The sequence below is a fragment of the Arthrobacter sp. NPDC080031 genome, assembly GCF_040702485.1.
Taxonomy (GTDB): domain Bacteria; phylum Actinomycetota; class Actinomycetes; order Actinomycetales; family Micrococcaceae; genus Arthrobacter.
The window spans coordinates 80,072-102,779 of the sequence record NZ_JBFBLA010000010.1 but is presented as its reverse complement, the minus strand read 5'-3'; the positions used below and the strand labels follow the sequence as shown (position 1 = coordinate 102,779).

20 protein-coding genes and 1 pseudogene are annotated in these 22,708 nt (G+C 64.1%); 11 read left to right on the top strand and 10 right to left on the bottom strand.

Annotation, left to right across the window (positions count from 1 at the left end):
- The first annotated feature begins 23 nt into the window (after positions 1-23).
- Positions 24-1,334 (top strand): C4-dicarboxylate transporter DctA, encoded by a 1,311-nt coding sequence (dctA, locus tag AB0323_RS10430; RefSeq protein WP_366177251.1) that lies wholly within the window; start codon positions 24-26, stop codon positions 1,332-1,334.
- A 139-nt stretch (positions 1,335-1,473) separates the two neighbouring features.
- Here the strand turns inward: dctA and AB0323_RS10425 are convergent, their stop codons facing one another.
- Both AB0323_RS10425 and AB0323_RS10420 read right to left on the bottom strand, forming a co-directional pair.
- The gene (locus AB0323_RS10425) at positions 1,474-3,060 is read right to left on the bottom strand and encodes a helix-turn-helix domain-containing protein (protein WP_366177250.1); all 1,587 of its coding nucleotides are present in this window, start codon (positions 3,058-3,060) and stop codon (positions 1,474-1,476) included.
- Entirely contained in the window at positions 3,057-4,148 is a 1,092-nt protein-coding gene (locus AB0323_RS10420; RefSeq protein WP_366177249.1) for a DUF917 domain-containing protein, read from the bottom strand. Before AB0323_RS10420 ends, AB0323_RS10425 begins: the two co-directional genes overlap by 4 nt.
- A gap of 177 nt (positions 4,149-4,325) precedes the next feature.
- Here AB0323_RS10420 and AB0323_RS10415 point away from each other — a divergent pair, with 177 nt between their 5' ends.
- From AB0323_RS10415 to AB0323_RS10395, 5 genes and pseudogenes are all read left to right on the top strand, one after another.
- The gene (locus AB0323_RS10415; RefSeq protein ID WP_364541353.1) at positions 4,326-5,681 is read left to right on the top strand and encodes a cytosine permease; all 1,356 of its coding nucleotides are present in this window, start codon (positions 4,326-4,328) and stop codon (positions 5,679-5,681) included.
- On the top strand, positions 5,678-7,225 hold the full coding sequence (locus AB0323_RS10410) for a hydantoinase/oxoprolinase family protein (protein ID WP_364541356.1): 1,548 nt from the start codon (positions 5,678-5,680) through the stop codon (positions 7,223-7,225). Before AB0323_RS10415 ends, AB0323_RS10410 begins: the two co-directional genes overlap by 4 nt.
- Before the next feature lie 44 nt (positions 7,226-7,269).
- Positions 7,270-8,373 carry a DUF917 domain-containing protein gene (locus AB0323_RS10405; protein ID WP_366177248.1) on the top strand — a complete coding sequence of 368 codons (1,104 nt, stop codon included), beginning with the start codon at positions 7,270-7,272 and terminating at the stop codon, positions 8,371-8,373.
- Positions 8,337-9,563, top strand: a complete 1,227-nt coding sequence (locus tag AB0323_RS10400; protein WP_366177247.1) for a dipeptidase — start codon at positions 8,337-8,339, stop codon at positions 9,561-9,563. The genes AB0323_RS10405 and AB0323_RS10400 overlap by 37 nt, the downstream gene beginning before the upstream one ends.
- Before the next feature lie 207 nt (positions 9,564-9,770).
- Positions 9,771-9,908 (top strand): annotated as a pseudogene (locus tag AB0323_RS10395) (LacI family DNA-binding transcriptional regulator); the annotation flags it as partial.
- Here AB0323_RS10395 and AB0323_RS10390 read toward each other — a convergent pair.
- A complete protein-coding gene (locus AB0323_RS10390; RefSeq protein WP_366177312.1) occupies positions 9,869-10,105 on the bottom strand; it encodes a hypothetical protein in 237 nt (78 codons plus the stop codon). The pseudogene AB0323_RS10395 and the gene AB0323_RS10390 sit on opposite strands and share 40 nt — an antisense overlap.
- A gap of 1 nt (position 10,106) precedes the next feature.
- On the opposite strand from AB0323_RS10390, the gene AB0323_RS10385 reads away from it, so the two are divergent.
- From AB0323_RS10385 to AB0323_RS10365, 5 genes are all read left to right on the top strand, one after another.
- On the top strand, positions 10,107-10,799 hold the full coding sequence (locus tag AB0323_RS10385) for a substrate-binding domain-containing protein (RefSeq protein ID WP_366177309.1): 693 nt from the start codon (positions 10,107-10,109) through the stop codon (positions 10,797-10,799).
- Positions 10,800-10,877: 78 nt separating this feature from the next.
- Positions 10,878-12,524 (top strand): FGGY-family carbohydrate kinase, encoded by a 1,647-nt coding sequence (locus tag AB0323_RS10380; RefSeq protein WP_366177246.1) that lies wholly within the window; start codon positions 10,878-10,880, stop codon positions 12,522-12,524.
- Positions 12,521-13,225: an L-ribulose-5-phosphate 4-epimerase gene (locus AB0323_RS10375; protein WP_366177245.1), complete on the top strand. Its 705-nt coding sequence runs from the start codon at positions 12,521-12,523 to the stop codon at positions 13,223-13,225. The genes AB0323_RS10380 and AB0323_RS10375 overlap by 4 nt, the downstream gene beginning before the upstream one ends.
- A complete protein-coding gene (araA, locus tag AB0323_RS10370) occupies positions 13,225-14,742 on the top strand; it encodes an L-arabinose isomerase (protein WP_366177244.1) in 1,518 nt (505 codons plus the stop codon). The genes AB0323_RS10375 and araA overlap by 1 nt, the downstream gene beginning before the upstream one ends.
- Before the next feature lie 19 nt (positions 14,743-14,761).
- On the top strand, positions 14,762-15,706 hold the full coding sequence (locus AB0323_RS10365) for an aldose 1-epimerase family protein (protein WP_366177243.1): 945 nt from the start codon (positions 14,762-14,764) through the stop codon (positions 15,704-15,706).
- A gap of 60 nt (positions 15,707-15,766) precedes the next feature.
- Here the strand turns inward: AB0323_RS10365 and AB0323_RS10360 are convergent, their stop codons facing one another.
- The 7 genes from AB0323_RS10360 to AB0323_RS10330 form a co-directional block, all read right to left on the bottom strand.
- A complete protein-coding gene (locus AB0323_RS10360; RefSeq protein WP_366177242.1) occupies positions 15,767-16,756 on the bottom strand; it encodes a LacI family DNA-binding transcriptional regulator in 990 nt (329 codons plus the stop codon).
- 193 nt (positions 16,757-16,949) lie between these two features.
- On the bottom strand, positions 16,950-17,891 hold the full coding sequence (locus AB0323_RS10355) for an aldo/keto reductase (protein WP_366177241.1): 942 nt from the start codon (positions 17,889-17,891) through the stop codon (positions 16,950-16,952).
- 45 nt (positions 17,892-17,936) lie between these two features.
- Positions 17,937-18,989: a LacI family DNA-binding transcriptional regulator gene (locus tag AB0323_RS10350; protein WP_366177240.1), complete on the bottom strand. Its 1,053-nt coding sequence runs from the start codon at positions 18,987-18,989 to the stop codon at positions 17,937-17,939.
- Positions 18,986-19,996, bottom strand: coding sequence for a Gfo/Idh/MocA family oxidoreductase (locus AB0323_RS10345; RefSeq protein WP_366177239.1), 1,011 nt, complete (start codon positions 19,994-19,996; stop codon positions 18,986-18,988). Before AB0323_RS10345 ends, AB0323_RS10350 begins: the two co-directional genes overlap by 4 nt.
- An 85-nt stretch (positions 19,997-20,081) precedes the next feature.
- Complete coding sequence (locus AB0323_RS10340) at positions 20,082-21,173, bottom strand: nitrilase-related carbon-nitrogen hydrolase (protein ID WP_366177238.1); 1,092 nt, start codon at positions 21,171-21,173, stop codon at positions 20,082-20,084.
- A gap of 46 nt (positions 21,174-21,219) precedes the next feature.
- Complete coding sequence (locus AB0323_RS10335) at positions 21,220-21,630, bottom strand: heme-binding protein (protein ID WP_366177237.1); 411 nt, start codon at positions 21,628-21,630, stop codon at positions 21,220-21,222.
- Between the two features lie 53 nt (positions 21,631-21,683).
- Entirely contained in the window at positions 21,684-22,703 is a 1,020-nt protein-coding gene (locus tag AB0323_RS10330) for an ABC transporter permease (protein WP_366177236.1), read from the bottom strand.
- Positions 22,704-22,708: the final 5 nt, after the last annotated feature.

Sequence of the window (22,708 nt, the reverse complement as noted above, 5' to 3'; positions counted from 1 at the left end):
GCATTCACCCAGGAAGTTGTTCAATGAAGATCAAATCCATTCTCGGACACCTCTATGTCCAGGTACTCCTCGGCGTCGCGCTCGGCATCCTCGTCGGCGCGCTGTGGCCCGACCTCGGTTCCTCCCTCAAGCCGCTCGGCGACGGCTTCGTGAAGCTCGTGAAGTTCATGATCGCGCCGATCGTCTTCTGCACCATAGTCAGCGGCATCACCTCCCTGACCGACACCAAGAAGGTCGGCCCGACCCTGATCCGTTCGCTGGGCTTGTTCTACGTGCTTACAGGAGTGGCCCTGGCCATCGGCCTGGGCGCGGTCATCCTTTTCCAGCCGGGTGTGGGCATGCACATCAACCCGGCCCACCTCGATACCTCGGTCGCCTCGAAGTACACAAGCCAGCTGCCCAGCAGCAACCCGGTGGACTTCCTGCTGAGCATTATCCCCACCACCTTCGTCGGAGCTTTTGCCGACGGCGAAGTCCTGCCCGTGCTCGTCATCGCGCTGCTTTGCGGCTTCGCCTTCAGCAAGCTCGGTGCGCCCGGGCAACTGGCCCTGAACGTGGTCAACGGCTTCAATAAACTGCTGTTCATCGTGTTCGGCTACCTCATGAAGGTCGCCCCCATCGGGGCGTTCGGCGCCATGGCGTTCACGGTCGGCAAGTACGGAGCCCACTCGATCGGCAACCTCGGGATGCTGATCCTCGCCTTCTACACCGCGTGCATCGTCTTCGTGGTCCTCGCCCTCGGCACCCTCGCGAAGCTCACCGGCTTCAGCCTCTGGCGGATCCTGCGCTACTTCCGCGACGAGTTCCTCATCGTCCTCGCCACATCCTCCAGCGAACCCGTCCTTCCGCGCTTGCTCTCCAAGCTTGAACGCCTCGGCTGCGACCGTGGCGTGGTCGGCCTCGTTGTCCCGACCGGCTACTCCTTCAACCTCACCGGCACCGCGGTTTACCTCACGCTCTCCTCGATGTTCATCGCCCAGGCCTGCGACATCCACCTCAGCTGGGGCCAGATCCTCCTCATGCTCGGAATGATGCTCCTGACCTCCAAGGGCGCAGCGGGCGTCACAGGCAGCGGCTTCGTCGCCCTCGTCGCGACCCTTACGATCATGCCCACGCTGCCGGTGGCCGGCGTGGCCCTCATCGTCGGCATCGACCGCTTCATGAGCGAAGCCCGCGCCCTCACCAGCACCGTGGCCAACATCGTCTCGTGCGTCGCCATCGCCAAGTGGCAGCACGCGCTCGACACAGACAAGCTCCAAACCGAACTCAAAGCTGGCTTCGTGCCCAGCGAGGCGGAAAAACTCCAGCTCACGGAACCAGCCCTGGCCCACTGAGAGCAGGTAGCCCGAAAGTCGGGCGCAGGGGCCGGGTCCGATGCCAACGGCCCGCAAGGCTTGTTCAGTTACGTGTCCGACTGAGCTCGGGGAAGCTGGTCGAATCCCGTGTGATGAGTGCTCCCGGGGGACGATGCGGTTACTCGGTGGCGGAAATTTCCAGGATTCTGAGCGCGATGCGCAAGGCGAATTTGGTGTCAGGATTTTCGAGCGGTGCGTCCAGGAGTTCCTCGATTCTTTCGATCCTCTTGACCACAGTGTTTCGATGGACTTCAAGGACGCGTGATGTTTCCGCGAGGTTGGATTCGCTTTGAAGGTAGGTGTTCAGCGTTTTCCTCAGATAGTCGGCGTCTGGTTCGGACAGTCGTTTTAGAAACTTCGTGGCCTGGCGAACGAGTGCGGGATCGTGGAGCGTAGTGCGGATCAATTGGGTGGCGACGGATTCCTGGGCGTCAACGATCTGCCGGCGTCCTTTGCTGGAGCTTGCTTGTCGAGCGAAGTCTTCGGCCTCCGCGATGCTTCTTGCAAATCCTTCCGGTCCAAGGCGTGGCCTGGCGACGCCAAAAACAATTCCAGTTTCTGGCGGTGGTCGTAGGGAATCCAGGGCGGCGACGAAATCCTTGTAGTCTCGCCGGGTTGGTTGGTCCTGCCTTGTTTCCCAGATAAGCCAATGATCGATGTATTCGGACGAGTCCACTGTGTAGTCATACCGGGTCAAAGCGGCTGGAAGCATTCGTCCGATGTCGTGGGCCAGGGATTTCCGTGGGGCACGAACGCTTATGAGGGTGTGCCATCCGTTTAAGTTCCAGCCGACGCTCAGAGCTTGAGAGATCACGTGATCCGGAATTGCTCCGCCGGCGGCAGCGAGCTGCGAGACGATCGCTGATCTTGCGGATTGAAACTGCTCGCTCGCGAAGCGTTGCCGGCTGAGCCACCTGAGCAACGAAAGGGCCCCTAATTCCATGAGTTCTCGTGCAGCCTCCAGCTCGAAGGTCGGGGCGTCGGGCTGGAATTCCGCGAGTATCCAAAGCGCTGGATCGTCGTCCTCCATAAGCGGGGGCAAGGGAACGGATACAAGGTTCGGGGTTTGGCTGGGGTCAAACAAGGGCGACGCCTCGATATTGCCGAATGCGAGCGGCCGTTCCACTGCGCCTGCGAGCGGCAGGCCGAGTGAATTGATCACTGCTATCCGCGCGTTGACATACTTTCTGAGTTCAGAAACGACGCCCTCGGGGCTTGGCTCCATCTGATGGACGGCGTGGGTGAAGGCCGTCATATTAAGGGACCGCGCCCAGAGATCCGATCCCATGAATCTGCTGAGGGATGCGGCCACGGCCACAGTCGCTTGGGGCTGGTGCAGTGCAATCACGTTCATTCTCAGTTTTCGGGCAAGTTCCAAGGTAGAAATGCCGAACTCCGGGAGTGGTTGGAAGCCCTGAGATGTGGTTGGTATCAGGATCACTACGCCCACGCCCTTTCGCTTCAGCCGCGGAAGCAGAATTTCCAGGGCATAGGAGGGAATCCAAGAGGATATCCAGATGCCTTCGAGATTGCTGACCTGCACTTCGTCTGGTGGATCAAGATAGGCAGTCGTGGCGGCGCCGCTGGCGCTGATCTCATTAGTGCAGATGAACGTGAAGCTCGAATCGGGGTGTTCCAAGATCACGGAGCTGTCGAGCAGCGTCGGACACCGCAGTAGTTCACGAAGGGTCAGCCGGACTGTCACAGCGAGTCTTCAAGGGAAGGGATTGTGTACCCGTAGCCGGAAATGTCGACCAAGGCCTGCGCAGCAGATTCGTTCCATTCGCCGGGGGCCTCAAAGACAACGACGTCTACCCCGTAACCGGGCAGGATACGCTCGCTGAGGAGGGGAATGCCGGTATGGCTGTCCAGGAGGCAGATAATCTGGGGGGCCTTAGCAAGCAGCCGGCCTTCGTCCAGGAGCAGCAGGAATTCGTTCTGTGCCTCGATTCGAAGGTATCTTCCTGCGGCCCGAACAATCATCGTGCCTTTGGCCTGTACCCCAGCACCGGAATCACGCGGGGCTGGTTCCCAGTGAACGTCCACAACAGTCCCTCGGCCCACAAAAAGACATCCCGCGGTGTGGGAACAAAAATGAGATATCGCATCACTCACGGACCGCGTTAGTTTCTTGGAGTGCTGGAACTGGCGTCCAAGCTCCAACGCTCGTCCAAGCGTCCGGCTTATGCCGCCTTCCTCCGCGTGTAACGCATCCATGGGGTACCCCGCGAACGCCACCCAGCCGCCAAACAATCCCATGAGAACGCGCAGGGCATGCTCGGCTTCCTCGGCAGTTGATCCTGAAATTTCGACGCACCTCCCTGAAGTGTCGACCAAAGCACAAGGAGTCATCGAGACACTCTGCGCGTTGAAAGTTGTCTGATGCAGTCCTGAGAGTCCTCGCCCCATGCCATCCATGTCGACCAACGGGATGCCCAGGGCCGCGGCCACAAGGATCGGTGCATAGGCATTGATCCCAGCCATTTCGAAGGCGCAAACAAGTGCTCGTCGGCCTGGAAATTTCTGGGCAACCGCATCAAAAGCTCTTACGTACGGCTCCGATCCGCTGGGTTTTTCGCTGAAGGCCAATGCCGACCCCGCCAGGCCGACGGCCACTACGACATCGCCAGGAAGGATTTTACTTGGCGGAAATACGGTCACGCCGCCGCAATGTTCCAACAGACTCCGAGTCAAAAGCGAGACGGCGTGAGTGTCACCAGCCCCTCCTGAGCCCAGCATTCTCGCGCCAAACTCCAATGCTTCCAGGTCCGTGGCCGTTAGAAGCCAAGACATAGGCTGCCTCCTTCGGATGCGCGCGTGGGGGACGAATGTGTTAAGTATGCACATGATGAGGGCATTTAGTAGTCAGAGCAACCATTGATAACCGACTGCCACGGGCCGTAGCTTCGTTGCATTCCCTCCTATCCCTGAACCTCTTCCGGGTAGGTACCTCATAGCCAAGGAGCACGGATGGCAACAACTATTGACAAGAAACACTCGGGGGAGGAGGACTACGCCCTCGAGCGTGTTCCTGACCACGCCCGCTACAGCTGGTGGTCGGTGGCCGTTCAACGGTTCGGCCAGATGTCAGCGCTTTCTCAGTTCCTTCTGGGGGCAGCCCTGGGATTTGGAATGGACTTTCCCACCGCCTTGCTCGCCATCTTCCTTGGATCAGTGATCCTTGAGGCGGTTGCCATCATGACGGGAATCCTTGGCCAAAAAGAAGGTCTCTCAACTTCCGTTCTCGCTAGGTGGACCGGCTTTGGACGTCATGGATCCAGCATCATCGCCCTGTTCATCTCACTTAGCCTGGTCGGATGGTTTGGTGTCCAAAGCGGCGTGGCCGCTGGAGGACTTGCCAATCTGGCGCCCGCTATTCCCGCATGGGCGTGGGCCCTTGCCGTCGGCGGCGTCGTGACGGCGGTAGTCATTTACGGCTTCAAGAGCATGGCTTGGACCGCTTACATCACGATCCCCGCGTTCCTCCTGCTCGCCGGTTGGTCGATTCTCTCTGAGCTGCAAAGGCACAACCTCGCTGATCTGGTTAACCAGCCGGCCCCTGGACCGGTCCTTAGCCTGGCCGCGGGGACAACACTGGTGGCAGGCGGATTCATTGTCGGCATGGTAATTACCCCCGATATGACGCGCTTTAACCGCAGACCCTCCGACGTCGTCAAGCAGACGCTGCTCGGCGTCACCCTCGGGGAATTCATGGTGGCCATCGCCGGCGTTCTCCTTGCCCATGCACTCAAGACCAACGACATTATCGCAATTGTCACGTCCAGCAGCGGGTTTGTCGGCACGATCATCATCGTTGCCGGCACGATCAAGATGAATGACTGGAACTTGTATTCGGCATCCCTGGGCATTGTGAACTTCGTTGAGACGGTATTCAAGAAGCGAGTGAGCCGCACGAGCGTCACCATCTTTATCGGGATCTTGGGCAGCGCACTCGCCGCTGCCGGAATACTGAACTACTTTGTGGATTTCCTGATCCTGCTCGGAGTCACTTTTCCCCCCATCGCCGGCATCATGGTCGCCGAGTATTACATCGTAAAGAAATGGCGACGCGTCCTATCCGCATCTGCCCCCGGGCTGCCGGCAACAGAGCCAACGTGGGTCATTGGGACGCTGGTGGTCTGGGCCGCATCCGTGCTGATTGGAACGTTCCTGCCTTGGGGTGTAGGGTCCCTGAATTCGCTTGGTGCTTCCCTGATTCTCTACGTCATCGCCGGCAAACTCGGCCTGATCAAGGCCACATCCGAAATGGCGCTCTCACGCCGATCGATTACTGAACAGCGCGCACTGCAGGAGGAATACAAGTGAAGATAGGCATCGATGTCGGCGGGACCAACACGGACGCGGTACTCATTGACGGAAGCGAGGTCCTCGCAGGTGTAAAAAGTCCGACAATGAGTGATGTCGGAGAGGGGATTACCGGGTCCCTCCGCCGACTACAGAGCGCGTACTCCTTTGATCCTGCCGACATAGACGCCGTCATGATCGGCACCACCCATTTCATCAATGCGCTTGTCGAAGCCGAGCGGCTGGCGCCGACGGCGGCAATCCGGCTCGGACTTCCTGCAACGGGCGGACTGCCCCCGTTCGTCGGCTGGCCGACACGGATTACTGAAGCGCTGCGCGCCTTGCCCTACATGTGCCACGGTGGCCATGAGTTCGATGGACGGGAAATCTCTCCGATCGATCATGACGAGATACGCAGGGCAGCCCAGGATGCCGTAGCCAAAGGGGCACGCAGCTTCGCAATCTCGTCCGTGTTTTCCCCAGTCAACTCGGAGTTTGAACAGAGGGCAGCGGAAATCATAAACGCGGAGTTTCCGGAGCTTCCGGTCAGCCTTTCCAACGAAATCGGCAGAGTGGGGCTCCTCGAGAGGGAAAATGCAACTATCATCAATGCCGCCCTTCGGGAGCTTTCAGCAGATGTGTGTTCCTCACTCGATCAATCCCTGATGGCGCTAAACATCCACGCCCCGCTGTTCCTGAGCCAGAACGACGGCACATTAATGGATGTCGATTTCGCCCGTAAATACCCAGTGGCCACCTTTGCTTCAGGACCGACCAACTCAATGCGCGGCGCCGCCTATCTCTCGGGCCTCAAAGACTGCATAGTGGTCGACGTTGGCGGAACAACGACTGACGTCGGAGTTCTCCAGTCGGGCTTTCCCCGAGAGGCGGCAACGGAAATTGAGGTGGCAGGAATCCGAACCAACTTCCGTATGCCTGATGTGTTGTCCGTAGGCCTCGGCGGCGGCAGCCGCATCAGGATCGACAATGGTGTGACCGTCGGGCCGGACAGTGTTGGCTACCGAGTCACGGAGGAGGCATTTGTTTTCGGAGGCAAAACTCTGACGGCGACCGACATCATGGTCGCGGCGGGCGATGCGGAGATCGGTGACCCCGGCCTTGTCAGCCATCTGGATCCTTCAATGGTGAAGGCGGCCAAAGCCGAAATCCACCGAAGGATCGCGGAGACGGTCGACAGGATGCGCACGAGTTCCGACCTCGTCCCGGTGGTCGCCGTCGGCGGTGGTGCGTTCCTGGTACCGGAACAGATGGCCTGCGCCAGTGACGTTGCCCGTCCGGGGCACTCCGGAGTAGCGAATGCCATCGGCGCCGCCATTGCCCAAGTCGGCGGCGAAGTCGACCGTATCTTTGCTATCCCTGCAGGAAAGCGCGAAGAAGTGCTCGACCAAGCCAGGGAGGAAGCAATCAGCAAAGCCGTAGCTGCCGGAGCCAAAGCCAGCACTGTCCAAATCGTGGAGATCGATGAGCTCCCTCTGGCCTATCTGCCAGGAAACGCGTCCCGGGTACGCGTCAAAGCGGTCGGCGACCTGCCGGCGTCAAAATAGCGCCACCCGGAACGCTGACTGCAGGAAGTAGAAGGAAGAACAACATGAGTTTCTATCTGTCACTAGACGACGTCCCTGACTTGGCCCGGGGCGCAGCAATACTGGGTACAGGCGGCGGCGGAGATCCGCTCATCGGCCGCCTCCTCGTCGAGGAATGCCTCAAAAACGGAAAGAAGATCGAAATCCTCGATCCGACCGAACTTGACGACGATGACTTTGTCATTTCCACGGCCATGATGGGCGCTCCGACTGTCGTAGTCGAGAAAGTCCCGGCCGGCACTGAGGCGGTCCGGTCGCTCCGTGCTTTGGAGAAACACCTCGGAAAGACAGCCGATGCAACAATCCCCATGGAGTGCGGTGGACTGAATTCCATGATTCCTCTGGTCGTCGCCGCCGAAGCGGATATCCCGGTGGTGGACGGAGACGGAATGGGGCGAGCCTTCCCGGAGCTTCAAATGGAAACGTTCGGAGTCTACGGAGTGTCCGGATCACCGCTCGCTGTTTCTGACGAAAACGGGCACACCTGCATCGTCGATACCGGCCAGGACAACGAGAGGATGGAGACTTTCGCCCGCGCGGTCACCATCAAGATGGGGGGCGCGGCCTACATCGCCGAGTATCCAATGAGCGGAGCAGACGTCAAGCGAACTGCGATCCGCAACACCGTCACCCTGGCCCTCAATATCGGCCGGACTCTACGTAAGGCCAAGGACAAACATCTTGATCCGCTGGCAGAACTCGGTGCCTTCCTGAAGGACACAATATACGGTCATGGAACCGTGCTCATGCGGGGAAAGATCGTTGACGTTGAGAGGTTCGTCAGGGACGGGTTCACCCAAGGGTTTGCCACTGTGGAGTCGTTTGATGGCGGCGACGAGATGCGGATCCAGTTCCGGAACGAGAACGTCATTGCACACAAGAATGGTGCGGTCGTCGCCATTGTTCCGGATCTTATTACGATCGTTGACGTTGACCTGGGCACACCCATCACTTCCGAGGCCCTGCGGTTCGGACAGCGGGTGGCCGTCTACGGAATCTCGACTCCTGCCATCATGCGGACCCCGGAAGCGCTGCAAGTCTTTGGCCCCCAGGCTTTCGGACTCCATGAGCCATGGGTTGCCCTAGAGGAATTAGGCGCCGCCCGATGACATCGTCTCAGACTCGTTCCGCGCTGGCCGACACCCTGGTTTTTGACGGCCATAACGACTTGCCTTGGGCTCTGCGGCAGAAATTCGATTCCCGCGTCGAGGAGATCGACTTGTCGCAGCACCAGCCCCGCTTGCACACAGACATTCCGCGGCTCCGGGAAGGCAGGGTCGGTGCGCAATTCTGGTCAGTATTCGTCCCCTCCAACATGCTGCCGGCCGACGCCGTCGTGGCGACACTCGAACAGATCGACTGCGTACACCGGATCATCTCCAAGAATCCCGAAACCTTCAGCCTGGTGGACTCTGCCGCTGGTGTAAGAACCGCCGCCGCTGAGGGAAAAATCGCCTCGCTGATGGGTATCGAAGGAGGGCATTCCATCGACGAGTCGCTTGGCGTGCTTCGGATGATGAGACGTGTCGGCGTCCGCTACATGACTCTCACACATAACGACAACACGCCGTGGGCGCGTTCGGCGACTGGCGAGCAGGTCGACTATGGGCTCACCGATTTCGGCAGAAGCGTGGTCAGCGAAATGAATCGTCTCGGGCTGATAGTGGATCTATCTCACGTAGCCGAGCAGACGATGCATGATGCGCTGAATACGAGCTCCGCCCCTGTAATGTTCTCCCATTCATCTTGCCGCGGCGTCACCGACCACGTCAGAAACGTGCCCGATGCCGTGCTTGAGAGATTGCCTGGAAACAACGGTGTGCTCATGCTTACCTTCGTTCCTGCCTTCATCTCAGAGGCCTGTGCGGACTATGAGCGACATTCTGATGAACTCCGGCAGAGACTTGGCCTTCGGACAGGGTTCCATGCAGGCCAAGTGGAAGAGGACGCCGCGGCCGCCGCAGAATATGCCCGGTGGACGTCGCAGAACCAGGCTCCGCAGGCCACCATCGCCGACATCGTCAGACACATGGAACATGCACGCGAAGTAGTAGGCCCCCAGCATCTCGGCATTGGTGGGGATTTCGATGGCATCGAACAACTGCCCCGCGGAATTTCCGGGGTATCAAGCTACCCGACCGTCATGGATGCATTAGCCGAACGGGGCTGGTCCACTGCTGATCTGCGCAGCCTCGCATTCGGCAATGTCCTCCGGGTGCTGGAAGATACGGAGGCGGCAGCGAATCAAGATCTGATCCCTGTGTCCAGGCAGCATGCAGAACTCGCCCACCAACGCTGATGTCAGTGTCCATCCGCGTAGGCCATGCCCCTGGCGAAACAGCCGGCAACCAACGACAATTCATCACCCATCGTTGCCTGCAAAACCCCCGAGAATCCGGGCGAGACTCCCGGGTTCCAAGAGCACAGAGGCCTTTGGTCCGGAAGCATCATCGGACGCGCGGTCTCTGGGGTCTGCCTTTTTTGAAGTTGACCTGAAGGTTTCGCCATGCCGGCGGCTACTAGAGTAGTGGTCATGGCCGAAGATGCACCCCCCGTACACATTCCCGGGGTTCGTGAGGTTGCTGCCGTAGCGGGGGTTTCGCGTCAGACGGTGTCGCGGGTGTTGAATAATTCGCCGAGCATCCGGCCGGAGACGCGGGAGCGGGTGCTGGCAGCGATGGCGGAGCTGCGGTTCCGGCCGAATCGGGCGGCCAGGATGCTCACGACGGCTCGCTCGCGCACGATCGGGACCCTGGCGTCCTCGGCGTCGTCGCTGTATGGACCGGCGTCGAGCCTGGACGCGGTGGAGAACGCCGCCAGGGAAGCTGGGTATTTCGTCACGGTGGCTCATGCGGCTTCCTCCGAGCGCGAGGACATCCTGGCTGCGCTGGACCATCTGGTGGAGCAGTCGGTGGACGGGATCGTGGTGATCGCCCCGCAGCAACGGGTGCAGGAGGCGATGGCGACGGTGTCGTTCGGGGTGCCGGTGGTCGCGCTCCACGGCGCCGGCGATGGGGGTGGGCTGGTGGTTGACCAAGCCGAGGGCGCTCGTATGGCCGTCCGACACCTTGTCTCGAGGGGGCACCGGAAGATTCTGCACGTGTGCGGCCCGCTGGACTGGGCCGAGGCACAGGCGCGCCGCGAGGGATTCCTGGCCGAAACCACGGCTGCGGGGGTCGAGGGGATCATCTCGGCCGAGGGGGACTGGACCGCCGCGTCCGGGGCGCAGATCGCCGCGCAGTTCCTCGGGAAGTCCGGGATCACAGCGGTCTTCTCCTCAAACGACCAGATGGCCCTCGGCGTCCTGCACGCGGCCCGGAAGGCCGACCTGCGCCTGCCGAGGGACCTCGCCGTCGTCGGCTTCGACGACATCCCCGAGGCCGCGTTCTTCGCCCCGCCCCTGACGACTGTGCGGCAGGACTTCGCCGAACTCGGCCGCCGCGCGGTCGAGCGCCTCGTCGGGCTGATCGAGAGCCGCGAGATCGCGTTCGCCGAGCCGGTCCCGCCCGTGCTCGTGGTCCGCGAATCCGCCTGACCCTTGCCGCCTGATCCTTCGCCATGCATACTTGTACTCAACAATGTGACCGGTCACAAACAGATGAGGGACAGCGACATGACGCAAGAGCCGACGACCGCTGGCGGCCGCGACGCGATACTCGGGGAGCGCACGGCGCTGGGCATCGAGTTCGGATCGACGCGCATCAAGGCGTGCCTGGTGGCGGTCGATGATCCCTCGCTTGTCCTGGCAGTGGGCAGCCACGAGTGGGAGAACGAGTTCGCTGACGGGCGCTGGACATACTCGCTCGAGTCGGTCTGGTCGGGCCTGCAGGCCGCTTACGCGGACCTGGTCGAGGACACCGAGCGCCGTCACGGGGTCCGCCCGGAGACCTTTGGCGCGATCGGAGTCTCGGCGATGATGCACGGCTATATGGCGTTCGACGGCGGGGGGGAACTGTTAGTGCCGTTCCGCACCTGGCGGAACACGTCGACCGGGCCGGCTGCGTCGGAACTGACCGGGCTGTTCGGGGTGAACATCCCGCTGCGCTGGTCGATCGCGCATCTGCACCAGGCGGTGATCGACGCCGAGCCCCACGTGCCCCGGGTCCGCTTCTGCACGACGCTGGCAGGCTACGTCCACTGGCGCCTCACCGGCCGGAAGGTCCTGGGCGTTGGGGACGCCTCGGGCATGTTCCCGATCGATGCGCAGACCAAGACGTACGACGCCGGGCTGGCCGCCCGCTACGACGAGCTCGCCGGGGGGCGGGTGCCCCAGCTGGTTGACCTGCTGCCCGAGGTCCTGGCCGCCGGCCGGCCCGCGGGGACGCTCACCCCGAATGGCGCGGCGCTGCTGGACCCCAGCGGCGCGCTGCGCCCGGGGATTCCCTTGTGCCCGCCGGAGGGGGACGCCGGGACGGGGATGGTCGCCACGAACTCGGTCGCGCCGCGGACGGGGAACGTCTCCGCCGGCACGAGCATCTTCGCGATGGTCGTCCTTGAGCGCCCGCTCGCAGGCGTCCGCCATGAGCTGGACGTAGTCGCCACCCCGGCGGGGGATCCGGTGGCGATGGTGCACTGCAACAACGGCGCGAGCGAGCTCGCGGCCTGGGCCGGGCTCTTCGGCCGCTTCGCCGCGGCCGCCGGCGCCCCCGCGGACCCCGATGCGGTCTACGAGGCGCTGTTCTCCGAGGCCCTCGCAGGCGAGCCCGACGCCGGCGGCATCCTGGCATACAACTACCTCGGCGGGGAGCCGATCACCGGCCTCGAGCGTGGACGGCCCCTCGTAGTCAGGACGCCCGACAGCCGGTTCACCCTGGGCAACTTCGTCCGCGCCCAGCTCTACGGCGTCTTCGGCACCCTCGCCCTGGGCATGCGCGTGCTCGCAGCGGAGGAGGTTGCCCTGGACCGGATGTTCGCCCACGGGGGCATGTTCCGCACCGCCGGGGTCGCGCAGCGGTTCCTTGCCGGCGCGCTCGACGCCCCGGTGTCTGTCTCCGAAACCGCCTCCGAGGGCGGCGCGTGGGGGATCGCGGTCCTCGCCGCCTACCTCGTGGCGGACGGGACGGACGCCTCCCTGGGCGCCTATCTCCGCAATCGGGTCTTCGGCGGCTTCGGCTTCGAGACCGCGAACCCCCATCCCGTCGACGTCGCAGGCTTCGCCGCCTACCTCGAACGCTACCGCGCCGGTCTGGCGGTCGAGCGGGCCGCCGCCGACGCTATACCGCTGAAGGGCGCGATCGCCCTGGAAGGAGCCATCGCATGATCCGCGAATCCGAGAACCCGGCCATCCGGGCCGTGCGCGAGCAGGTTGCCGCCCTGCACGCCGAGCTGGTCCGCTACGGGCTGGTGGTGTGGACCGGCGGCAACGTCTCCGGCCGTGTGCCGGGGGAAGACCTGTTCGTCATCAAGCCCAGCGGGGTCGGCTACGACGAGCTCGCCCCGGAGAACATGATCCTGTGCACACTCGACGGCGAAGTCGTTGCCGGCACGCCGGGCTCGGAGCGGTCCCCGTCCTCGGACACCGCCGCGCACGCCTACGTGTACCGGCACATGCCCGAGGTCGGGGGAGTGGTGCACACCCACTCCACGTACGCGACCGCCTGGGCTGCGCGTGCGGAGCCCATCCCATGCGTGATCACGGCGATGGCGGACGAATTCGGCGGGGAGATCCCCGTGGGCCCGTTCGCGATCATCGGCGACGACTCCATCGGCCGCGGCGTCGTGGCGACCCTGGCCGGGCACCGCAGCCGGGCCGTGCTGATGCAGAACCACGGCGTGTTCGCCATCGGCAGGGACGCCCGCGACGCCGTCAAGGCCGCTGTGATGGCCGAGGACGTCGCCCGCACCGTCCACCTCGCCCGCCAGGGCGGCCCGCTCGTCCCCATCCCCCAGGCCGCGGTCGATGCCCTCTTCGACCGCTACCAAAACGTCTATGGACAGAACCCGGAAGGATCCCTAGCCTGATGCCCAAGCTCACCACCGCCCTCGACGCCTGCGAAGTCTGGTTCCTCACCGGCAGCCAGCACCTCTACGGCCCCGAGACCCTCGCCCAGGTCGCCGAGCAGTCCCGCCGCATCGCCGCCGAGCTCGCCGCCGCCAAGGCCGTACCCGTCAAGGTCGTCTGGAAGCCCGTCCTCACGGAAGCGGACGCGATCCGCCGGATCGCCCATGAGGCCAACGCCGACGACCGCGTCATCGGCCTCATCGCCTGGATGCACACTTTCTCCCCGGCGAAGATGTGGATCACAGGCCTGTCCGCCCTGCAGAAGCCGCTGCTGCACTTCCACACCCAGGCCAACGTCGAGCTCCCCTGGGGGGAGATCGACTTCGACTTCATGAACCTGAACCAGGCCGCCCACGGCGACCGCGAGTTCGGCTACATCCAGTCCCGCCTTGGCGTCCCGCGCAAGACCGTCGTCGGGCATGTCTCCGATCCCCGCGTCACGGAGAGGATCGGCACCTGGGCCCGCGCCGCGGCCGGCTGGGCCGCCACCAAGTCCCTCAAGCTCGCCCGCTTCGGGGACAACATGCGCTACGTCGCCGTCACCGAGGGCGACAAGACCGAAGCCGAGATCCGGCTCGGGGTCCAGGTCAACACCTGGGGAGTCAACGAGCTCGGCGCAGCGGTCGAGGCCGCCGACCCGGCCGACGTCGACGCCCTCGTGGCCGAGTACGAGGACCTCTACGATGTCGCCCCCGAACTCCGCAAGGGCGCCGAGCGGCACCAATCTCTCCGCGACGGGGCCTCGCTCGAGCTCGGACTGCGCTCCTTCCTCGAAGACGGCGGCTTCGGGGCGTTCACCACGAGCTTCGAGGACCTCGGAGCCTTGAAGCAGCTGCCCGGGCTGGCAGTGCAGCGGCTCATGGCCGCCGGCTACGGCTTCGGTGCCGAGGGCGACTGGAAGACCGCGATCCTGGTCCGGGCCGCCAACGTCATGGGCGCCGGACTGCCAGGCGGGGCATCCCTCATGGAGGACTACACTTACGACCTCACCCCCGGCGCGGAGCGGATCCTCGGCGCCCACATGCTTGAAGTCTCCCCGTCCCTGACCACCGCCCGCCCGACCCTGGAGGTCCACCCCCTCGGGATCGGGGGCAAGGATGACCCCGTCCGACTCGTGTTCACCGCGGACCCGGGGCCAGCCGTCGTCGTCGCCCTCTCCGACATGCGCGACAGGTTCCGCCTCGTCGCCAACGCCGTCGACGTCGTCGAACCCACCGCCCCGCTGCCCAAGCTTCCCGTCGGACGCGCGGTTTGGAAGCCGGCTCCCGACTTCAACACCTCCGCCACCGCCTGGCTCGAGGCCGGCGCCGCCCACCACACCGTGATGAGCACCGCCGTCGGAATCGAGGCCTTCGAGGACTACGCCCGCATGGCCGGCACCGAACTCCTCATCATCGACCAGGACACGACAACCCGCGGCTTCGCCCGCGAACTCCACTGGAACGCCGCTTACTACCGGCTCGCTCAGGGGATCTGAGGAGGCGAAGGAGGGGTTGATGGAGTCGGACAAGGAGGCGGGGGCATACGAGATCCGCCACGGGGACTACGCGGCTGTCGTCACTGCGCGTGCCGGTGCCCTCCGGAGGCTGACGTACCGGGGACGCGATCTGGTGGTCCCCTTCGCGCACGGGCGCCCGATCCCCGACTACCGCGGCATCGTCGCTGCACCGTGGCCGAACCGCATCGCCGACGGCTTCTACCGGTTCGAAGGCCAATACCTTCGCCTCCCCATCAACGAGCCGGAGCGCCAATGCTCTCTGCATGGGCTCGCATTCGATCGCGAGTGGTCGGTCCTTTGCCTTTCCGACGTTTCGCTCACTCTCGTACTTCAGCTCGACCCCAGTGAGGGCTACCCGTTTGCTCTCATCCTCGAGACGACATACACCCTCGATGCGGACGGTCCAGACCGTGAGGGAGGTCTGCGGTGGGAGGTGCGTGCACGGAACGTTGGCGATCGCACCGCCCCTTACGGGGTCTGTCCCCACCCTTACCTAGTGGCGGGGGAATCGCCGCTTGATGCATGGGAGCTCCAGATCCCTGCCGCGCGGTTCCTCGAGGTCACCCACGATCGACTGCTGCCGGTGGGCGAGCGGGACGCCGTCGGGCACGAGTTCGACTTCCAGACTGCGCGTCTCATCGGGACCACCCAGATCGACCACGCCTTCACCGGTATCGACTTCGGACCGGACGGCACGGCCAGTCTCGCCCTCCGAGACCCAGTGCACGGAACCGGGGTGCAAATGGAATGGGACCGAGGCTGTTCATGGTTGCAAATCCACACGGCTGACAAGCAGCCTCCGGCGCCAAGCCGCCTGGGCCTGGCTGTCGAGCCTATGACATGCCCACCCGATGCCTTCAACAGTGGCAGCCACCTCATCCGGCTTCTGCCCGGAACCTCGCACATCGCTCGCTGGCGTATCTGCTCCCTCGACCAGCGCTGACTCCCGTTATACCGCTGAAGCTGTTGGAAATGCAGGGTAGAGCGCCGTGTCAACGTTGATTCAGCGCCTGCGCGGAGGCGCTGTCGTATCCCTGATCACGAGGTGCGGTTCGATCAGGGGTATGTCCCCCTCGGCCTCGTCCTTGATCATGGCCAGGATGCGAGTCACCGCAATGTGACCGATGGCTTCGAAGTCAAGCGTCACAGTGGTGAGCGCTGGCCGGAAAAAGGCGGATTCCTTGACGTTGTCGAACCCGACGACGCTCACATCATCGGGAACGCTCAGTCCTGAATCGTCGAGCGCCTTGATGACTCCGAGGGCGAACGGGTCGTTGGCGGCGAAGATCGCGGTCAGATCGGTCTCTCGGGCGAGCTCGAGGCCGGCCCGATACCCCTCTGCGGCGGACCAATCTGATGTTGTTAGTGGCGCTGGAGCGAAACGCCCTGCACTCTGGAGCTCCTCTGCCCAGCCGCGGACACGAGCTGTCGTCGCCATCCATCCGGATGGGCCTTGGACATGCCATACCGTCTCATGCCCCAGATCGAGGAGGTGGCGCACCGCCATGCGAGCGCCCCGAACTTCGTCGACTGAGACGCTGTTCGGGCTTGGTGGGGAGCCCTGTTGGAACGTGACGACCGGAATGTCAAACTCGAGTCCGTTGAGAACCGAGATGGCTTCGAAGAGCGGGGCGAGAACGATGACGCCGTCGACGCTGTCCGAAGTGAGGGATTCGAAAGCCGGGCGGATCACGTCCCTCTCAAGGGAAGCCAAGGTGACTAGGCGCGTTGCGTACCCGTGCCGCCGGGCCTCCTCGGAGATACCGTACAAGGCCACGGTCGGGCCCAGCACCGACAATTCGAAGCTGATGACGCCGATCGTCATGGTCCGATTGCTAGCGAGCGCCGCGGCGGCAGGATTCCTCCGGTACCGAAGCTGTGCGATGGCGTGCTCGACCCGTTCTCGAATGTCCGGGGACACATTGGACGAACCGCGGACCACCCTTGAGACCGTCTGCTGTGACACCCCGGCCAAGCGTGCGACGTCGACCATCCGCGGCCCCTTGGACCTTGAAGCTAACCGCTCCCCGCGCCCGTCGGACGTTCGGCTTTCGGAGGACGCGGGGGTTTGGGTCATCCTGTCATTATCCCAGTCGCGACGCGAATCTCACGGAGGCCTGGCCGGTTCGAGTTCTCGAGGCCGTCCGCGCCGGCGGGACGCCACCGATGGGGGCGCCGGACGCAGGTCAGGCGAGCACGCCGGCTCGGCCCTCTCGTACCAACGGCTCGATGGCCGACCATAGCTCGGCGGGAACCGGCGTCTCGAGCAGCTTCTGTATCTCGGCGAAGCGCTGAGGGCGGGACATGCCGACCACGGTTGAAGCCACGCGATCGTCGCGAGTTGCGAACTGCAATGCCACTGCTGCCATGGGCACGTCGTGGTTGCGGCAGGCCGTCTCGATCGCGCGAACTCGGGTCAGGACAGCGTCATTAACCGGGGCATAGCAGTAGGTCGGGACCTGATCTGGTCCCTTGACGAGCATCCCGCCGCCGAACGGAGCGGCATTGACGAAGCCCACGCCGCGCTCTGCGCATTCCTCCACGAGGACAGCAGCGGAGGAGTCGACCAGGGTGTAGCGGTTGTGGCTGAGGACGACCTGGAACGCTCCGGTCCTCAGGAACTCCAGCTCCATTTCGATCGGGCCGCCCGCGACCCCGAGCGCCCCGATCACGCCGGCTGCCTGCAGTTCGAGCAGGGCTTCGACTGGGCCGCCGGGGGCCATCGAGGCATCAAAACCGATCTTCTCGGGATCGTGCAGATAGACCAGCGGGAGGGTTTCCATGCCGAGGCGCGACCGACTCTCCTCGACCGACCGGCGAACGCGGTCGCCTGAGAAATCGTCCGACCCGGGCAGCGGATCCACCTTGGTGGCGATCAACACACCGTCCAGGACACCGCCGAGGCGTTCGAGGGCACGGCCGATGCGCAGTTCGCTGGCGCCGCCGCCGTATTCATTCGATGTGTCAATGAAGGTGAATCCCTGCTCGACAGAGGTCACGATCGCGGAGACGGCGGTCTGCTCGTCCACCTCGTAGCCGTATTGGGCGGGGAAGCTGCCCAGCGCACTCGTGCCAGTGCAGAGCACGGGCACAGACCAGCCGGTCTCTCCCAGTTCTCGTGAATCCATTAGGGCACCGATTCCTTTCAGGTGTTGGTGTTAGGTGGTATGTCATCAGTTGGCCGTCGCCTTTGGCGGCGGCGCGGAGCTCGATCGCAGCATCAGCCTGGGGTCGAGCGGGCCCGTGGCCTCTGACTCCCGGTCGTTGAGCCGGTCAAGGAGTCTCTCGACCGCGACGCGTCCGATATCCGTGAAGTCAACACGAACGGTGGTCAGCGGCGGGGAGAAGTACGCAGCCTCCGGGAAGTCGTCGAACCCGACCACCGAGATGTCCTCGGGCACCCGTACGCCCGCGTCGGCAAGGCCCCGCATCAGTCCGAGGGCGGTCTGGTCATTCGCGGCGAAGACTGCGGTCACACCGCCGAGCTGGAGGATCCGCTTGGCTGACCGGTATCCGGAGGGCGCGTCCCAGGTTGTCGGAATTGGCTCGAGGACGGGGCAATTCGCTGCCGTCAGAGCCGACCGCCAGCCCTGTACTCGCGCCTGGGCGGCGAGCCAGTCGCCCGGCCCACTGAGGTGCACGACCGTCCGGTGACCAAGGCTCAGCAGGTGCTGGGTGGCGATACGCGCTCCGAGCGCCTCGTCCGCGGCGAATGTGTTCGGCCCGGGAACGTTCGGGGCGAACATTACAAGAGGAGTGCCGAGGTCCAGTCCCTCCGCGATGTCTACGGCGGCCTGAATCGGAGCGAGCAGGATGATGCCGTCCACTGAGTCGTCGACGAGGTGGTCGATCGCGGACCGGATTCCCGCACGGTCTGCTGTTGGCAGACTGACCAGGCTGGTCGCGTAGCCGTGGTTGCGCGCCGTCTCGACGATTCCCGTCAGCGCGAACGACGGACCGTGCCTCGCGAGGCCGTAGGCGACCACTCCCAGATTCATCGACCGCTTCGTAGCGAGGGAGCGAGCGGCGGCGTTCCGGCGGTAGCGGAGCTGGGCGATCGCCAGGTGCACACGTTCCCGTACCTCGGGGGTGACGTTGGAATGCCCGTTCACCACGCGGGAGACCGTCTGGTGGGACACGCCCGCGAGGCGAGCGACGTCGATCATGCGGGCCGGAGGGTGCTGGCGAACGGGTCGGTGCCCGGGGCCCGGGAGGTTGTCGTTCATGCGCCGGCACCTACCAAGCGCCACGGGTCCTCGAGCCCAACGGCATCGGCCAGGTCGAAGACGAGAGCCAGGCTTCGCGCATTGTCCGGCGCCGGAACGTCCTCTGCCGCATCCCCCGCTGCCGATCGCCGGAAGTGCTGGAGAACTCGGGCCAAGTCTGAATCGTTCTCGACGTCTTTGGCGGGAATCACGAGCTCGGGTCCCGTGCCGAGATCCAGGGACACCTCCAGTCCGGCGACCGTTATGCTGCCGTTCTCGCCCCGGATGAGCCAGTCCCCGTCCCATGGCGTCGTGTGTCCTCGGGCGGACCAGGTTCCAGAGTAGGTGACGGACGCTTTGTCCTCCAGCACCAGCACCGCGCTCAAATCCGGCTCTCCCCGGTAATGGGTCCACCTCGGGCGCCCGGACAGCGCAGCGACGACGCGCGCGTCCTGCCCCGTCAGATGGCGCAGAAGGTCGACGTGGTGGATGGCCATGTCGGCGATCAGTGGATGAGCGAGGTCCCGCCGGCCACCGTCCAGGAACTCCGGCTGCGCGAACTCGATCGACACGTGTGCGATGCGCCCGATCAAGGGAAGGCTGCGACGGACGGCATCGACCCAAGGCCGCTGCCGGTAGTTCTGATCGATGGCGATGAGGGTCGGCGTGCTCGCGGCAAGGTCCTCCAGTTCTCGGAGCTCCCTCCGGCTCGGCACCGCCGGCTTCTCGCAGAGTACGTGGAGACCGCGGGCCGCAGCCCTGCGAACCGCATCGAGGTGAAGGTGCGCCGGCAGCGTGACCACCACCGCGTCGGCGTCGATCGCCTCGATGGCGTCCCGATAGTCGGAGAAGTGCCGCGGAGGCCGCTCATCGCCACCTTCCCAAGGCCGGCCGCCCGCCGTCGCGAGCAGGGAGGCTCCGTCGGCACGGTTGATGACGTCCGCCCACACGCGTCCCCATCGCCCCATCCCGAGCACTGCCAGCCGGAAGATCTTCTCGCTCTCCGTCAGCGCTGCCATTCTCTCCATCGGCGTTTCTTTCTCTGGTTGGGTCAGCTGGCTTATGGGTTGAGGCGGACGCCGCGAGCGGCGGCGTCCGCCTCAGTCGCCCATCTCAGGCTCTGTAGCCTGAGGGTGGCGTCAGCACGCCTCGCTCGATGAGCTTGTCGATGTTGGCGGCCCGAGTCGCGTCCTCCCGGGCGAGCCATCCCTCGGCGGGCGGCGCGTCAAGGTACTGGTTCTTCGGGTAGATAGGCTGCTCGTAGATCGCGCGGTATTGCTCGGTGCGCAGATCCTTGAATTGGTTGTAGAGCCCGTTGGCGACCCGCGCCCGTCGGAGGGCTTCCATGTCGATAGTGGTGCAGACGAAGGAGTCGCCTGCCGTCCACCCCCGCTGCTGGGTAAGAATTTGGCCGCGCGGGCCGACGATCATCGACTGGCCTCCGAAGAGGTCCTGGACGCCACCGTCCTCCCGGTACTCGGGGCCGAGGTTCGGGGCGACCACGTACGCCGAGTTGAACATTGCATGGGCGCGGTTCTGCAGCTCCCACATGCCGTTCTGGACCGCTGGCTCGATCAGGGTGCCCCGGATGATGATCTCGGCGCCGTTCATCGCGAGCCCGCGCGCCACCTCGGGGTAGACACCCTCGTGGCAGATCGCGTACCCGATGTTGCCGATCTCCGTCTTGGCCACCGGGAAGATGGCGTCCATGACGTTGCCGTTGCCCTTCTTCTCAACCCACTCGTCCCACACGTCATGCGGGTTCATGTTTCCGAGCATGCCGCCCTCGTAGGCGTCGCTGGTGGCCTTGTAGCGCTTGTGGATGATCTCGCCCTTGGGGTCGATCACGAAGGCGACGTTGAAGTGACGGTCAGGGAAGTCATCGTCCTTGACCATGTACAGTTCCGCCGCGATGTAGGAGTTGAGTTCCTTGGCCTTCTTGGCGAGCTCGTCGGTCTCGGGTCCCGGAATGGTGACCGCGAAGCGCCGTTCGGTCTCCCGGTGGCCGGGAAGGTTCGGGATCATCCCCTGGATGGCCATCTCCGGGAGGACCACCAGCTTGACTGGCGATCCTTCCCACCGGCCCACCATGACGGCGGTATCGATGAATTCGTTGATTCGCTTGACGTTGGCGAGGGCGTCGCCCGGGTTCTTTGCATTGAATGTGCGCGGCGAGACGGCCACGACGACGTACGGGTCGATCATTGCTTTCCTTTTCCTTGATACGTGGTTTGTTGAGGAGGTTGAGGGGTCAGGACGCCGGCTGGGGCGTGCGCGCCAGTTCTTGTATCGATTGCAGGACGGCGACGTCCTGTTCGGTGGTTCCTCCCGAGACACCTATCCCGAGCGAGGAGCCGTCTGCGAGGGTGACAGCGGCCCCGCCGCCGAAGGGCAGCAGTCGGCCGCCGCTCGCTTCGATGAGGCCGAACAGTGGCTGGCCCGGTTGCACCAACGGCGTCAGGGCCGCGGTCTCGGTGCCCATCGAGATGGCGGTGTACGCCTTTCGGGTGGCCATGTGGATGGCGAACTCCGGGGCTCCATCCATCCGCATGAGCAGGACGAGATTGCCGTGAGGGTCGACCGCCGCGACAACTGCAGCCACTTCCAGTTCTTCCGCCCGCTTTTCCGCTTGATCGAACAGCGAGCCCAGTTCTCCGAGCATGGTTCTCCTTTCGGTCCGCGTAGCGCGGTCCGTTGATTGGGTTTCTTCCGGCCCTACTTGACGACGGCGGCGCGTCGGCGCTGCATCGTGACCGCGACCGCCCCGACGACGACGACGCCCTGGACGACGTCCTGAAGGTGTGGATCGATCGCAGCCAGAACCATCCCGTTTGAGAGGATCGCGATGACGAGGACACCGATCACCGTCCGGAGCGCCCCGCCGATGCCGCCGGTAAGGGGAGTGCCGCCCATGACGACGGCCGCGATCGCGGGGAGCATGTACGGGGCGCCCATATCCGGGCTCGCGCTCTGGAGCTTTGCGAGCTGCAGGAGCGCGGCGATGCCGGCGAGGGTTCCTGCGGCGGCGAACGCCCATACCTTGACCCGGCGGACGGGGGCGCCTGCCAGGCGGGCGGTCTTCTCGTTGCCGCCGATCGCGTACACGTACCGGCCACCGCGCGTGTAGCGGAACACCAAGTGGACGATGACTAGGATCACGACCGCCCACAGCGCGATGACAGGGACCCCCCCGATCGTGCCGCTGAACCAGTCGACGGGGCCGCCGGGCATCAGTGTCACAGGCTGACCTCCCGAGAAGTAGTTCGCCAGACCGTTGTAGACGAAGAATGAGCCGAGGGTGACCAGGAACGAGGGCAGGCCGAGGAACGCGACGCCGAGGCCGTTGAGCAGTCCGCAGACGAGTCCCACGATCGGCACCAGGAGCAGGACGTTGTTGTCCCCGGTCTCCTGGGCCAGCAGGGCCCCGGTGAATGCGCAGATCGCGAGGGTCGACCCGATGGAGAGATCGATGCTGCCCATCAGGATGATGATCGTCGAGGCGAGCGCGAGGATCATGAGCACCGACGAGTCCAGCAGGATGTTGACCCCGTTGCCCACCGTCAGGAACTGCGGGGACATGATCGTGAACCCGATGATCATGACGATCAATGCGCCGACGGGAGCCAGGAAGCTCCGGTTCCTGCGGGCCCAGTCACCGAAGCCGGGGCGGACCGACGAGGGGGGCGCCGCCCCGTGGGAGCCGGACTTCTTGGGCGTTGTCAACTGCTGAGTCATTTCTT

Excerpts from the sequence above, each read along its gene's own strand:
- dctA (WP_366177251.1), top strand. The coding sequence starts at position 24 with ATGAAGATCAAATCCATTCTCGGACACCTCTATGTCCAGGTACTCCTC.
- AB0323_RS10420 (WP_366177249.1), bottom strand. The coding sequence starts at position 4,148 with ATGTCTTGGCTTCTAACGGCCACGGACCTGGAAGCATTGGAGTTTGGC.
- AB0323_RS10415 (WP_364541353.1), top strand. The coding sequence starts at position 4,326 with ATGGCAACAACTATTGACAAGAAACACTCGGGGGAGGAGGACTACGCC.
- AB0323_RS10405 (WP_366177248.1), top strand. The coding sequence starts at position 7,270 with ATGAGTTTCTATCTGTCACTAGACGACGTCCCTGACTTGGCCCGGGGC.
- AB0323_RS10400 (WP_366177247.1), top strand. The coding sequence starts at position 8,337 with ATGGGTTGCCCTAGAGGAATTAGGCGCCGCCCGATGACATCGTCTCAG.
- AB0323_RS10380 (WP_366177246.1), top strand. The coding sequence starts at position 10,878 with ATGACGCAAGAGCCGACGACCGCTGGCGGCCGCGACGCGATACTCGGG.
- AB0323_RS10375 (WP_366177245.1), top strand. The coding sequence starts at position 12,521 with ATGATCCGCGAATCCGAGAACCCGGCCATCCGGGCCGTGCGCGAGCAG.
- araA (WP_366177244.1), top strand. The coding sequence starts at position 13,225 with ATGCCCAAGCTCACCACCGCCCTCGACGCCTGCGAAGTCTGGTTCCTC.
- AB0323_RS10365 (WP_366177243.1), top strand. The coding sequence starts at position 14,762 with ATGGAGTCGGACAAGGAGGCGGGGGCATACGAGATCCGCCACGGGGAC.
- AB0323_RS10360 (WP_366177242.1), bottom strand. The coding sequence starts at position 16,756 with ATGGTCGACGTCGCACGCTTGGCCGGGGTGTCACAGCAGACGGTCTCA.
- AB0323_RS10355 (WP_366177241.1), bottom strand. The coding sequence starts at position 17,891 with ATGGATTCACGAGAACTGGGAGAGACCGGCTGGTCTGTGCCCGTGCTC.
- AB0323_RS10350 (WP_366177240.1), bottom strand. The coding sequence starts at position 18,989 with ATGAACGACAACCTCCCGGGCCCCGGGCACCGACCCGTTCGCCAGCAC.
- AB0323_RS10345 (WP_366177239.1), bottom strand. The coding sequence starts at position 19,996 with ATGGAGAGAATGGCAGCGCTGACGGAGAGCGAGAAGATCTTCCGGCTG.
- AB0323_RS10340 (WP_366177238.1), bottom strand. The coding sequence starts at position 21,173 with ATGATCGACCCGTACGTCGTCGTGGCCGTCTCGCCGCGCACATTCAAT.
- AB0323_RS10335 (WP_366177237.1), bottom strand. The coding sequence starts at position 21,630 with ATGCTCGGAGAACTGGGCTCGCTGTTCGATCAAGCGGAAAAGCGGGCG.
- AB0323_RS10330 (WP_366177236.1), bottom strand. The coding sequence starts at position 22,703 with ATGACTCAGCAGTTGACAACGCCCAAGAAGTCCGGCTCCCACGGGGCG.